This is a genomic window from Flagellimonas halotolerans (assembly GCF_035818535.1).
GTDB classification, from domain to species: domain Bacteria; phylum Bacteroidota; class Bacteroidia; order Flavobacteriales; family Flavobacteriaceae; genus Flagellimonas; species Flagellimonas halotolerans.
Map to the genome: position 1 here is coordinate 1 of NZ_JAYKYV010000004.1, position 12,254 is coordinate 12,254.

General features: G+C 41.9%; 14 protein-coding genes. 11 read left to right on the forward strand and 3 right to left on the reverse strand.

Features of this window, described 5'->3' with window-relative positions; translation table 11 throughout:
- Window positions 1-656: transposase (locus VM932_RS05960; protein ID WP_326277727.1), on the reverse strand; the 656-nt coding region annotated here is incomplete at its 3' end.
- A 247-nt stretch (window positions 657-903) separates the two neighbouring features.
- Here VM932_RS05960 and VM932_RS05965 point away from each other — a divergent pair.
- Entirely contained in the window at window positions 904-1,215 is a 312-nt protein-coding gene (locus tag VM932_RS05965; protein WP_326277729.1) for a CCC motif membrane protein, read from the forward strand.
- Here VM932_RS05965 and recQ read toward each other — a convergent pair.
- On the reverse strand, window positions 1,212-3,413 hold the full coding sequence (gene recQ, locus VM932_RS05970; RefSeq protein ID WP_326277731.1) for a DNA helicase RecQ: 2,202 nt from the start codon (window positions 3,411-3,413) through the stop codon (window positions 1,212-1,214). The genes VM932_RS05965 and recQ overlap by 4 nt on opposite strands.
- A 185-nt stretch (window positions 3,414-3,598) precedes the next feature.
- Here recQ and VM932_RS05975 point away from each other — a divergent pair, with 185 nt between their 5' ends.
- Genes VM932_RS05975 through lptB form a run of 4 tightly spaced genes read left to right on the forward strand, consistent with a single transcriptional unit; the run spans window position 3,599 to window position 6,544 of the window.
- Window positions 3,599-4,564 (forward strand): KpsF/GutQ family sugar-phosphate isomerase, encoded by a 966-nt coding sequence (locus VM932_RS05975; protein ID WP_326277733.1) that lies wholly within the window; start codon window positions 3,599-3,601, stop codon window positions 4,562-4,564.
- Entirely contained in the window at window positions 4,564-5,406 is an 843-nt protein-coding gene (tatC, locus tag VM932_RS05980) for a twin-arginine translocase subunit TatC (protein ID WP_326277735.1), read from the forward strand. The genes VM932_RS05975 and tatC overlap by 1 nt, the downstream gene beginning before the upstream one ends.
- A complete protein-coding gene (locus tag VM932_RS05985; protein WP_163625810.1) occupies window positions 5,396-5,746 on the forward strand; it encodes a carboxymuconolactone decarboxylase family protein in 351 nt (116 codons plus the stop codon). Before tatC ends, VM932_RS05985 begins: the two co-directional genes overlap by 11 nt.
- Window positions 5,747-5,803: 57 nt before the next feature.
- Entirely contained in the window at window positions 5,804-6,544 is a 741-nt protein-coding gene (gene lptB, locus VM932_RS05990; RefSeq protein ID WP_293168263.1) for an LPS export ABC transporter ATP-binding protein, read from the forward strand.
- A 2-nt stretch (window positions 6,545-6,546) separates the two neighbouring features.
- On the opposite strand, the gene VM932_RS05995 is transcribed toward lptB, so the two are convergent.
- Entirely contained in the window at window positions 6,547-7,272 is a 726-nt protein-coding gene (locus VM932_RS05995) for a CDP-alcohol phosphatidyltransferase family protein (protein ID WP_326277738.1), read from the reverse strand.
- A gap of 102 nt (window positions 7,273-7,374) precedes the next feature.
- Here VM932_RS05995 and VM932_RS06000 point away from each other — a divergent pair, with 102 nt between their 5' ends.
- The 6 genes from VM932_RS06000 (at window position 7,375) to VM932_RS06025 (ending at window position 12,159) form a co-directional block, all read left to right on the forward strand.
- Window positions 7,375-8,544, forward strand: a complete 1,170-nt coding sequence (locus VM932_RS06000; RefSeq protein WP_326277740.1) for a lipoprotein N-acyltransferase Lnb domain-containing protein — start codon at window positions 7,375-7,377, stop codon at window positions 8,542-8,544.
- A gap of 22 nt (window positions 8,545-8,566) precedes the next feature.
- Window positions 8,567-10,438, forward strand: coding sequence for an ABC-F family ATP-binding cassette domain-containing protein (locus VM932_RS06005; RefSeq protein ID WP_326277742.1), 1,872 nt, complete (start codon window positions 8,567-8,569; stop codon window positions 10,436-10,438).
- 37 nt (window positions 10,439-10,475) lie between these two features.
- Window positions 10,476-10,973 carry a hypothetical protein gene (locus tag VM932_RS06010; RefSeq protein WP_326277744.1) on the forward strand — a complete coding sequence of 166 codons (498 nt, stop codon included), beginning with the start codon at window positions 10,476-10,478 and terminating at the stop codon, window positions 10,971-10,973.
- 17 nt (window positions 10,974-10,990) lie between these two features.
- Window positions 10,991-11,152, forward strand: a complete 162-nt coding sequence (locus tag VM932_RS06015; protein ID WP_326277746.1) for a hypothetical protein — start codon at window positions 10,991-10,993, stop codon at window positions 11,150-11,152.
- Between the two features lie 99 nt (window positions 11,153-11,251).
- The gene (locus VM932_RS06020) at window positions 11,252-11,809 is read left to right on the forward strand and encodes a cob(I)yrinic acid a,c-diamide adenosyltransferase (RefSeq protein ID WP_326277748.1); all 558 of its coding nucleotides are present in this window, start codon (window positions 11,252-11,254) and stop codon (window positions 11,807-11,809) included.
- A gap of 125 nt (window positions 11,810-11,934) precedes the next feature.
- Window positions 11,935-12,159 carry a DUF2795 domain-containing protein gene (locus VM932_RS06025; RefSeq protein WP_013551418.1) on the forward strand — a complete coding sequence of 75 codons (225 nt, stop codon included), beginning with the start codon at window positions 11,935-11,937 and terminating at the stop codon, window positions 12,157-12,159.
- The last annotated feature ends 95 nt before the right edge of the window (window positions 12,160-12,254 follow it).

Sequence of the window (12,254 nt, forward strand, 5' to 3'; positions counted from 1 at the left end):
GCCCTTTTCTTCTTTTTGGTCTTCCTTTTCATTTTACTGTAAGAGACATAGCGCTTTTGCCATTTCAGATACTTGCTGCGGGGCACCGGCACCCTTACCTCTTTGCAGAGATGTCCCATAAGGTTATGGAGCCACTCCACGCTCTCCCATAACAGCTTGATGTTGGTGGGATAGCGCAGATAACTCTCATAACAAGTGGCATCCATCACCAAAGAGTGCTTGTCCGCGATGTGGGGCGACCAATGTTTGTAAAAAACCTCTTGTACCTTATCCTGGTCCAGTTTCTTGGCCAGCTCGCAGCGGATCTCGCTGATGGCCTTAAAGTTGGTAAGGCGGTCCCGGCCCAGATAGATGTCACAGAAAAACTGCCATTCCAGGTTCCCGTTCAGATGTTCCATTAAGCTACGGTCGGAATCCCCCGAATAGTGTTTCAAGAACATCAGGGCCAGTTTGCCCTTAGGGGAAAAGATGCAGGCAGGGCCCTTTTTGGATTCCTTGAGCCCAAAGGATCTCACCAGGTCATCCCAGGGAACCCCCCGATAGATCTTCCCCAGATCGCTCCTAAGGAAGCGATCGTAAAAGATGTCAAATTGTTCTGTTTGGGAAGAAAAAGAAAAGGTGTGCTGAAAATCGGATATTCTTCGTAATTTGTGCATACTTGAAGATTAAAAAAACCCCGTTTTTCGAGCTAGAGACTCATTTTCGGGGTTTTGTTATACCTAAATATACGAATTAATAATCTGATAATCAAATAATTACACTACTTCTGAACGTGCCTGGGGAGACCGGATAGGGGACATTTATATAAACACAAAAGTAACTGTAATAAAACCTGACCGCCTTTAGGCAAGTTTGCAGGCCTGCCGGCAAAGGCAGGATTTTAACCTTTAACTAGAAAATAAAATGAACCAACAACCCTTACCCGGGGCAAGCACCGTGTTGACAATGGGGATTCTCTCCATTGTCGGCACCTTGTTTTGCTGTGGCCCATTTGGTGCTATATTTAGCATCATAGGATTGGTGAAAGCCAAGACTGCCAACCAATTGTACCAACAAAACCCAGAAAATTATACCGATTACAGCAATGTAAAAACGGGTAAAATCCTTTCCTATATTGGATTGGCTTTGTCAATTATCTCCTTGGTATTCGTAATTCTTTACTTTGGATTTATTGTAGCGGCAATTACTACAGGTGAGTTAAGTGGCGAATTTTAATTCGCCACCTCACTTATAAATTTTAGACGATACAAGCGGAGCTCCTCATCTTCGTAATCACCTTCAAACTCTTCAATGGCGGCAGAAATAGAGTCTGTTTCTGCTTCCAAGAAGTAATCGTGGATTTCTTCTTGTTGGTCCTCGTCCAAGATTTCATCTATCCAGTAGCCAATGTTCAACTTGGTGCCGCTGAACACGATTTGTTCCATTTCTTTAATAAGTTCCGGTAGTTCCAATCCCTTGGCAGAGGCGATATCGTCCAACGGCAGTTTTCTGTCCACACTTTGAATTACATAAAGTTTAAGTCCAGAATTCGCCCCGGTACTTTTTACTACAAGATCATCGGGCCTGGTAATATCATTTTCATCCACATATTTGGAAATCAGCTCCACAAAGGCTTTCCCATATTTTTTTGCTTTCCCCTCACCAACCCCTTGGATATTTATCAATTCTTCCATGGTTACGGGGTACTTTAGCGACATGTCCTCCAAAGATGGGTCTTGGAAAACTACAAACGGTGGCACATCCCGTTTTTGTGCCTCTTTTTTTCGGAGGTCACGGAGTAGTTTCAATAAATGGTCATCCGCAACAGCCCCATTGGATTTCTGGGCCGTAACAATATTTCCGGTATCTTCTTTGGAGTAGACATGATCCTTCGTCATCATAAATGATTCTGGATTTTCCAAGTACTTTTCACCCAATTTGGTTAAATGGAGAATCCCATATCGTTCAATTTCCTTTTTCAGAAGCCCAGCAACCAAAACCTGCCTGGTCAAGGCCATCCAAAATTCCTTGTCATTGTCACTACCTATTCCAAAAAAGCTTTTTTCATCGGTTTTATGCGAGGATATCATGGCATTGGTTTTGCCAATCAAAACCTTGACAATTTCTTTGGTCTTGAACTTTTCTTTGGTATCCCTAACCACACTTAAAAGTTTAATAACCTGCTCCTTGGCCTCCTCCTTCGGTTTGGGATTTCTGGCATTATCGTCCATATCGGCCCCGTCCCCGTTCTCTTCATCAAAATCTTCACCGAAATAATGTAGAATAAATTTTCTACGGGACATGGATGTCTCGGCATAGGCTACAATTTCTTGCAACAGCGCATTACCGATCTCTTGTTCGGCCACGGGTTTTCCTGACATAAATTTTTCCAGCTTTTCCACATCTTTATAGGCGTAATAGGCCAAACAATGTCCCTCGCCGCCATCTCTACCGGCACGTCCGGTTTCTTGGTAATAGCTTTCAATACTTTTGGGAATATCATGATGGATCACAAAACGCACATCCGGTTTGTCTATACCCATTCCGAATGCGATGGTGGCCACCACCACATCAACCTCTTCCATCAAGAACATGTCTTGATATTTGGAACGCGTCTTGGCATCGAAACCGGCATGATACGGAACTGCACTTACGCCGTTTACCTGAAGCACTTGGGCCAATTCCTCCACCCTTTTGCGGCTTAAACAATATATGATTCCGGATTTTCCTTGATTTTGCTTTACAAAACGAATAATATCGGCATCTACATCCTTGGTTTTTGGACGTACCTCATAAAACAAATTGGGCCGGTTAAACGATGCCTTGAAAACTTTGGCATCCGTCATACCCAAATTTTTGATGATATCCTCTTGCACTTTGGGTGTGGCCGTAGCGGTAAGACCTATAATAGGAATATTGTCCCCAAGTCTGTTTATAATGCCCCGTAGGTTTCGGTATTCCGGTCTAAAATCGTGCCCCCATTCCGATATACAATGGGCCTCGTCTACCGCAACAAAGGAAAGTTTCACATTTTTTAGGAAATCCACATTTTCCTCCTTGGTCAAGGATTCCGGGGCCACATAAAGCAATTTGGTAATACCGTTGGTAATATCTTCTTTAACCTGTTTTACCTCTGTTTTGGTCAGGGAAGAGTTCAACACATGTGCAATACCATGCTGTTCGGATATGCCGCGTATGGCATCGACTTGGTTTTTCATTAAGGCGATCAAAGGAGAAACAACAATTGCTGTTCCTTCTTTCATAATTGCCGGCAATTGATAGCATAGGGATTTTCCACCGCCTGTTGGCATGATCACAAAAGTGTCGTTGCCGCTAAGAATGTTCTGGATTACATCTTCCTGTAATCCTTTAAATTTTGAGAAACCAAAATATTTTTTGAGCGAGGAGTGCAAATCAGTGTTCATTAGGCTCATTTCCGCATTTTCAATTTGTTACAAGCAGCCTAAAAGGCAGTTGAAGCTTTTATTTTAAACCATTCAAATACAGATGAATCTATTCTCACTTCTAGAATAGTCTGTAAAAGATAGTTTGATTAGTTTTGTAATCTTAAATATAAGACATTCTTTTAGGAATACAATCAGTTAATCGGTTAATTACTTTGAACGACATTAAGTCAATTTTATCCATAGCCAAACGGACCCTTGAAATAGAGAGCAAGGCCGTAGCAAATTTGATCAGTCTGTTGGACGATCAATTTGCACATGCAGTAAAGTACATTTTGGAATCGGAAGGAAGGGTCATTGTTTCCGGAGTGGGCAAGAGCGCCATTGTAGCCAACAAAATTGTAGCGACATTGAACTCCACAGGAACCCCGGCCATATTTATGCATGCCGCGGATGCCATTCACGGCGATCTGGGCACCATTCAACAAAACGATGTGGTCATCTGTTTGTCACAAAGTGGGAACACTCCAGAGATCAAAGCTTTGCTTCCTTTAATCAAAGTAGGAAAGCACAAGCTTATCGGCATTACCGGGAACATGGATTCCGTATTGGCCAAACAGGCCGATTTTGTTCTGAACACCTATGTGGAAAAAGAGGCCTGCCCCAATAATTTGGCACCTACCACCAGTACTTCGGCCCAAATGTCCATGGGCGATGCACTTGCTATCAGTTTATTGGAGCTAAAGGGATTCAGCAGTTCCGATTTTGCCAAGTACCACCCTGGCGGTGCATTGGGAAAGAAGCTATATTTGCGCGTTGCAGACATTGTGGTGAACAACCAAAAACCACAAGTTGACATTAACTCGGACATTAAAGAGGTTATCGTAGAAATATCCGAAAAAATGTTGGGCGTTACCGCTGTAATGGACAAGGACAAAGTAGTCGGCATTGTAACCGATGGAGATATCCGAAGAATGTTGAGCAAATACGATAATATAAATGGACTTACCGCAAGGGACATTATGACCTCCAATCCCAAAGCAATAGACGTGGATACTTTGGCCGTAAAGGCCCTAAAGCTATTGCAGGAAAAGAGCATATCCCAATTATTGGCCTTTGATGGCGACACCTATGTCGGAGTGGTCCACATCCATAACCTTATAAACGAGGGAATCCTATAATGGCTAAAAGAGAAAGAAAAAACCCGGATGAAATGTCCTTTTTGGATCATTTGGAAGAATTGCGTTGGCATTTGGTGCGCTCCACTTTGGCAGTTGTGATCATTGCCTGTTTTGCCTTTGTATTCAGGGGCTTTATTTTTGACACCATATTGTTCGGTCCCAAAAACATGGACTTTCCCACCTATCAGTTCTTTTGTAACATCGGAAAGTTCTTTGGGGTAGATTCCGAATTCTGTGGCGATTCAATGCCGTTTACCATTCAGAGTAGATTAATGGCAGGACAGTTCTCCGCACATATTTGGACTTCCATTTGGGCAGGGGTAATTTTAGGCTTCCCCTATATTTTGTATGAATTGTGGAGGTTTATCAGCCCTGGACTTTACGAGAACGAAAGAAAACATTCCAGGGGATTCATTATTACCGCCTCGGGATTGTTCTTTCTTGGCGTACTGTTTGGATATTATATCGTAGCTCCACTGTCCATCAACTTTTTAGGGTCGTACCAAGTCAGTAAAGAAGTATTGAACGAAATCGATCTTGCCTCCTATATCGGAACGGTAAGAGCTTCGGTCATCGCCTGTGGAATCATGTTTGAATTGCCAATCGTTATTTTCTTTTTGACCAAAGTGGGATTGGTAACCCCCGAAATCCTAAAGAAATACAGAAAAATAGCCTTGGTAATCATTTTGATTCTATCCGCAATCATTACACCTCCGGACATAACCAGTCAAATTATTGTGTGTATCCCTGTACTTATTTTGTATCAGGTGAGCATATTCATTTCCAAAATGGTAGTTAAAAACGAAGCGAAAAAAGAGAAAGCCAGAAATAATGCCAAATAAAGTAGAAGAGTTCAATGCCTATCGTGCCAAAATGAACGATAAGCTGCTCGCCGAAAACAACAAGCTCATAAAGCGTATTTTTAATCTGGACACCAACGCCTTTATGGAAGGTGCCTTGGATGTCAAAACCAAAGAATTATTGGGGTTGGTCGCCTCTGCGGTACTCCGTTGTGATGACTGTGTAAAGTACCATCTGGAAAGCTCCAAGGAAGCCGGTGCCAACAAAGAAGAGGTAATGGAAACCTTGGGCATTGCCACTTTAGTGGGCGGGACCATTGTAATACCCCATTTACGGCGCGCCTACGAGTATTGGGAGGATTTGGAGGAAACCGAAGCTTAAAAAAAACCAAAAGACCATACGGCAGAAAAAGAATATGTTTAGTTTTGGCAAATTCCTATGAAGCTACGCGCAGAAAATATAATGAAGGCCTACCGTGGCCGAAAAGTTGTTAAGGGCATATCCCTAGAAGTAAATCAAGGTGAAATTGTTGGGCTTTTGGGGCCCAACGGAGCGGGTAAAACCACTTCGTTCTATATGATTGTGGGCTTGATAAAACCCAACGGCGGAAATATTTACCTCGACGGCACCAACATTACCAGTTTCCCTATGTACAAAAGGGCACAGCACGGTATCGGTTATTTGGCGCAAGAAGCCTCGGTTTTCCGAAAACTGAGCATAGAGAAAAACATCCTCAGCGTTTTGCAGCTCACCAACTTGAGCAAAAAAGAGCAACACATGAAAATGGAGTCCCTAATTGATGAATTTGGCTTGGGACACATCCGTAAAAACCGTGGAGACTTACTTTCTGGTGGTGAACGCCGACGTACCGAAATTGCTCGTGCATTGGCCACCGACCCTAAATTTATTTTGTTGGATGAGCCTTTTGCCGGGGTAGACCCCGTAGCTGTGGAGGATATTCAGCGCATTGTGGCCCAGTTGAAGAACAAAAATATCGGTATTTTGATCACCGACCACAATGTACAGGAAACCTTGGCCATTACCGAACGCTCTTATCTAATGTTCGAAGGTGGTATTCTAAAAGCTGGGATTCCCGAAGAACTTGCTATGGATGAAATGGTGAGGAAAGTATACTTGGGCCAGAACTTTGAGCTACGGAAAAAGAAATTGGATTTCTAAAGCTACTTTTCCGAAGGCATCAACAAAGAGGCCAAAACATAAAAGAGAATTATCACAGGAATCGCTAAAAAGCGTAGTGTTAACAAGAGCACCAAACTTCCAATGATAAACAAATAACGGATCCCGTTGTCCTTAAAACTCCTGTTCTTAAACTTTAAAGCAAATAGTTTGATGGGCGAGTTCAACAAGTAAGAGCTCAAAAGGGTCAAAACCACCAAAAACCAGGGGTTAAGGATAATGTTGTTCAGCACCTCGTTGTTATGGTACAAGAGAATCATAGGCAGCGAGAGAATCAAAAGTGCATTGGCGGGTGTGGGCAATCCAACAAAAGAAGACACCTGATCTTCGTCCACATTGAATTTGGCCAATCGGTATGCCGAAGCCAGGGTAATTGCAAACCCAACAAAGGGCAACAAAGTAATCTCTGCATCATGGCCTATAAACCCAAGGTTCCATCCACCGCGTTCTGCCATGCTCAACAATTGAAACATAACCACTCCAGGTACCAGGCCACTTGTAATCACATCTGCCAAGGAATCAAGTTGTATCCCAATCTCACTTTGCACATTCAAAGCACGAGCCGCCAATCCATCAAAAAAATCAAAGAAAATCCCGATAAACACAAAAAGTGCGGCCCACTCCAAATGATTGAGTACTGCAAACACTGTGGCAATGCAGCCACTCAATACATTGAGCAAGGTTAAAAAATTGGGAATATAGGACTTCATACAACTAAGATTTCCGTAAAAATAATGGAAAAATTAAACTGTGGGCAAGGTATGGTAGACCGAGTCATTTTTATTCTGATATTTGCTCTGATAAAAATCAGAATGAGACGAAAGCTCCATCTTTTATTTGTTTGCTTCATCATCGGGAAATTCCTCTTTTCCCAAGTTCCCCAACTTAGGGACAATTCAAAAATAAGCCTCCTTACCTGTGCGGCCGGCGACGAACTTTATTCTGCCTTTGGACATAGTGCATTTCGGGTGCAGGACCCCGCCCTGGGCATTGATGTGGTCTATAATTATGGTACTTTCGACTTTAACCAACCTAATTTCTACCTGAATTTCACCAAGGGGAAAATGATTTATTCCCTTTCCCGTAGAAGTTTTGAAGCATTTCTGTACGAATACGAATTGGAGAAAAGATGGGTAAAAGAGCAAATTTTGGACCTTGATCTACAACAACGCAACCAGCTCCTCGCTTTTTTTGAAGAAAACTATCTGCCCGAAAACCGGGATTACCTATACGATCCTTTGCTGAACAACTGTTCCAGCATAACAGGTGATATTTTAAAAAATCACTTTGGTGACGCCATTGTTTTTGATGACTCCCATTTAGGGAAAAGATATACTTTCCGACAATTGGTGCGTCAGTTTTTGGATGTGAATACCTGGTCCATGTTTGGTATTGATTTGGCCTTTGGGTCGCCCGTAGATAGAAAGGCCACCGTACAAGAGCACATGTTTTTGCCCTACTACGCCATGGAGCAGTTTCGAAACACCACTTTAAACGAAAAACCATTGGTAAAGCGAGAACGCACAGTTTTGGATTACAATGAACACATCCCAAAAGGCTTTTTCCCGCTCTCCCCGTTGTTTTGGTTTATTTTACTGATGGCGTTTACCGGTATCATCACCTATTTTGATTACAAGTACAAAGCAAGAAGCCGTTGGTTTGACTTTTCCCTATTGTTCATAACTGGATTTGCAGGAACGTTCTTATTCCTACTTTGGGTAGCGGCAGATCATACCTCTACCCCATACAATTTCAACATTTTATGGGCATTACCCGTAAATATGATAGTTGCCTTTGTTGTAGTGTTTCAAGATAAAGTACCAAAATGGGCACCAAAATATTTATGGTCCGCCCTAGGGCTAATGGTCATCATGCTTTTGCTGTGGATAATTAAAGTACAGATTTTTTCTCCTGTGCTTATTCCGTTACTTTTGACCCTGGCCATCCGATACCTGTACATGATCAAGTATTCCAAATTATAAAGTTGGCCCACAAACAATACCCATGAACTTATTAACGGTCGAAAACATATCAAAATCGTATGGTGAGCTGGTGCTCTTCTCCGATATTTCTTTTGGAATCAATAAGGACCAAAAGATTGCTCTTATTGCCAAAAATGGAAGCGGGAAAACCTCAATCCTTAATATAATGTCCGGAAAGGACAGCTCGGAGACTGGCCAAGTAACTACACGAAAGGGTATAAAAATTTCATTTTTGGAGCAGGAACCCAATTTGAATCCAAACCTGACCATTGAAGAGACCATTTTTGCTACCGATAATGAAATCTTAAGGGTTATTGCCACTTACGAAAAGGCCGTGGAGAACCCAGATGATACCGAACAATACCAAAAAGCCTTCGAGGCCATGGAGCGACATAATGCCTGGGATTTTGAAACGCAATACAAACAAATCCTTTTTCAGTTACAGCTTTCCAAACTCGATGCCAAGGTAAGTACGCTTTCTGGGGGGCAAAAAAAACGCTTGGCCTTGGCCAATGCCCTACTCAACAAACCCGATTTGTTGATTCTGGATGAGCCCACCAACCATTTGGACCTTGAAATGATCGAATGGCTGGAAGCCTATTTTGCCAAGGAAAGCATCACTTTGTTTATGGTGACGCACGACCGCTATTTTTTGGACAGGGTGTGCAACGAAATTTTGGAACTGGACAACAACCAACTCTACACCTACAAGGGCAATTACTCCTATTATTTAAGCGAAAAAGAAGCCCGAATGGAACGTGAGGCCGTTGAACAGCAAAAATCCAAAATGCTGTACAAAAAGGAACTGGATTGGATGCGGAGACAACCCAAGGCCCGTACCACAAAATCCAAATCCCGTATTGATGATTTTGCCGAAATAAAAGCACGTGCCCACCAACGTCGCCAAGAGCACGAGGTGCAATTGGAACTGAACATGGAACGCTTGGGAAGCAAGATTTTGGAATTGCACAATGTTTCAAAATCCTATGGGGATAAAACCATATTGGATAAGTTCGATTACAACTTCACCAAAGGTGAACGAATCGGAATCATCGGAAAAAACGGAACAGGGAAATCCACTTTTTTGAATATCCTCACACAACAGGAAGATATTGAAGGAGGAAAAGTGGTGATTGGCGATACCGTAAAATTCGGGTACTACACCCAAAAGGGAATTCCTGTCAAGGAGGGCCAAAAAGTAATTGATGTTATTCGAGAGTACGGAGATTACATTCCATTAAAAAAAGGACGTCAAATTTCTGCGCAACAATTATTGGAGCGTTTTCTTTTTGACCGTAAAAAACAGTATGATTTTGTTGAAAAACTAAGTGGCGGCGAACGGAAACGCTTGTATTTGTGCACCGTACTGATTCAAAATCCAAACTTTTTGATTTTGGATGAGCCCACCAACGATCTGGACATTGTTACCTTGAACGTACTGGAAAGTTTCTTGTTGGATTTTCCAGGATGTTTGATCGTGGTCTCTCACGACCGCTATTTTATGGACAAAATTGTGGACCATTTGTTCGTGTTCAGAGGAGAAGGGGTTGTGGAGGACTTTCCGGGCAACTACTCCGATTACAGGGTTTACGAGAATAGCAAAGTACTTGAGGAAAGGGAAAACAAGACCACTTCTTCAGAAAAAACCGAAAATAATTGGAGGGACACCAGTGGAGGCAAACTTTCCTATGCGGAGCAGAAGGAATACAAGCAACTGGAAAAGGACATCCAAAAACTGGAAGAGAAAAAAGGAGTGCTCCAAAATAAATTTACCGACCCCGAACTGGATGGGGATGAAATTGCCGGCCTGTCCATTGAACTAAAAGAAATTACGGACGCCATTGAGGAAAAAACAGAACGCTGGTTCGAGCTTTCTTCCATTATAGAAGGATAAATTGTCCCCCTTGAGGGGCTTCAGGGGTGTAATCGCAATGATTTTTAAAATACTATCATACCTAAAGTTTCTGGTTAAATCCACCAATCAACACGGGGTCCACTCCCCTTTTGTGTTCAGTTATGTGACCCAATGCCTCTATTCCAAAAAAAGGCTTCACAAGAACAAAAGCATCAATGTGTTACTCAAGACCATTGCTTATTTCAATTTTGATAGTATTTCGGTAAATAATAGATCCTTCAGGGAATTGGTAAAACAAAATTTTCCTGAGGTACAGTTTGATAAAAACACTGTTGACCTCCTTTTTATGAATGAATTGAGTACTTCCAGCTTTGAAAAATTACGTTCCGAAGGAAAATTGCACAACAACAGCCTAATTTTAGTGGATTCAATTTATGTTAGCCATCAAAATTTGGAACAATGGAACCAGTTGATTGCCTTACCAGGGATTACGGTAAGTATTGATATGTATTATTGCGGACTTATTTCCATCAGAAGGGAGCAGGTAAAGGAACATTTCACGATTCGGATTTAAAACGGTAATTTTAGGTTATGGAAAATATAGCATCAGATAACACCATTTGGTATGTATTGGCCGTTTTGGGGCTCATTTATTTAATTATCCTGTTCAGAAACAGAAAAGCAACGAAACGCAGGAAGTCCCGAAGGTTTATGGAAGGTAAAAGACAACACGATAAAAACAAAGAGCAATGAGCAATAATCATTATGCAATTAACAATAACATTCCAAAATCTTATAAACAGCTATTACGGATAATTGTCAATTGATTCTTGAACATTGATAACCAACACCATGAAGATATACACCAAAACAGGGGATAAGGGCACCACAGCACTATTTACAGGGACCCGCGTACCCAAACACCATGTTCGTATAGAAAGTTACGGCACCATAGATGAGCTGAACTCATACTTGGGTCTTTTACGCGGTCAAGAGATGGACGGGCATTCCCAAAAAACGCTGGCCCTGATACAAGAAAAGCTTTTTACGGTAGGTTCCATATTGGCCACCGAGCCCAAAAAGGATAAAAGACTCAAAATTCCGCGGATTAGTTCCGAGGATATCGAACTTTTGGAGCAGGAAATGGACAAAATGAACGAAGATCTTCCGGAAATGACGCATTTTATCCTTCCGGGAGGACACACCACCGTGTCATACTGTCATATCGCCAGAACGGTTTGTCGCCGTGGTGAACGTATGATATCCTATCTGCATGAAAATGAGCCTGTTCCAAACAATGTGCTTTCCTATATCAACCGCCTCTCCGATTATTTGTTTGTATTGGCACGCAAATTGTCAAAAGACTTAAAAGCTCAAGAAGTCAAGTGGATTCCTGAGAAGTTGGACTGACAAAATCGTTTTTTCAACCCAAATGTTTTGTGAACAACAAAATAATTTTTAAATAATCATGTTTTTACTTGGCAGATTGGGTTTTAAAATTATTTTTGCAAAAAATTATAAATCAAACCGTTACTATGTACTGGACGTTAGAACTAGCTTCATATTTAAGTGATGCGCCTTGGCCAGCAACCAAAGACGAACTGATAGATTATGCGATTCGAACAGGAGCGCCGTTGGAAGTTGTAGAAAATTTACAATCGATGGAAGAAGAAGGAGGCGAGATTTACGAATCCATCGAAGAAATTTGGCCGGATTATCCCACCGAAGAGGACTACCTCTGGAATGAGGACGAATATTAAATCCGAAAGAACAAACCCCGTTAAAAAGTCTCATTTGAGGCTTTTTTTTATGTAATTTTGACAGCCTAGCAAAAGTATTCCATCGCAATCCCATC

Coding starts and splice junctions, on each gene's coding strand:
- VM932_RS05965 (WP_326277729.1), top strand. CDS start 904: ATGAACCAACAACCCTTACCCGGGGCAAGCACCGTGTTGACAATGGGG.
- recQ (WP_326277731.1), bottom strand. CDS start 3,413: ATGAGCCTAATGAACACTGATTTGCACTCCTCGCTCAAAAAATATTTT.
- tatC (WP_326277735.1), top strand. CDS start 4,564: ATGGCTAAAAGAGAAAGAAAAAACCCGGATGAAATGTCCTTTTTGGAT.
- VM932_RS05985 (WP_163625810.1), top strand. CDS start 5,396: ATGCCAAATAAAGTAGAAGAGTTCAATGCCTATCGTGCCAAAATGAAC.
- lptB (WP_293168263.1), top strand. CDS start 5,804: ATGAAGCTACGCGCAGAAAATATAATGAAGGCCTACCGTGGCCGAAAA.
- VM932_RS05995 (WP_326277738.1), bottom strand. CDS start 7,272: ATGAAGTCCTATATTCCCAATTTTTTAACCTTGCTCAATGTATTGAGT.
- VM932_RS06000 (WP_326277740.1), top strand. CDS start 7,375: ATGAGACGAAAGCTCCATCTTTTATTTGTTTGCTTCATCATCGGGAAA.
- VM932_RS06005 (WP_326277742.1), top strand. CDS start 8,567: ATGAACTTATTAACGGTCGAAAACATATCAAAATCGTATGGTGAGCTG.
- VM932_RS06010 (WP_326277744.1), top strand. CDS start 10,476: ATGATTTTTAAAATACTATCATACCTAAAGTTTCTGGTTAAATCCACC.
- VM932_RS06015 (WP_326277746.1), top strand. CDS start 10,991: ATGGAAAATATAGCATCAGATAACACCATTTGGTATGTATTGGCCGTT.
- VM932_RS06020 (WP_326277748.1), top strand. CDS start 11,252: ATGAAGATATACACCAAAACAGGGGATAAGGGCACCACAGCACTATTT.
- VM932_RS06025 (WP_013551418.1), top strand. CDS start 11,935: ATGTACTGGACGTTAGAACTAGCTTCATATTTAAGTGATGCGCCTTGG.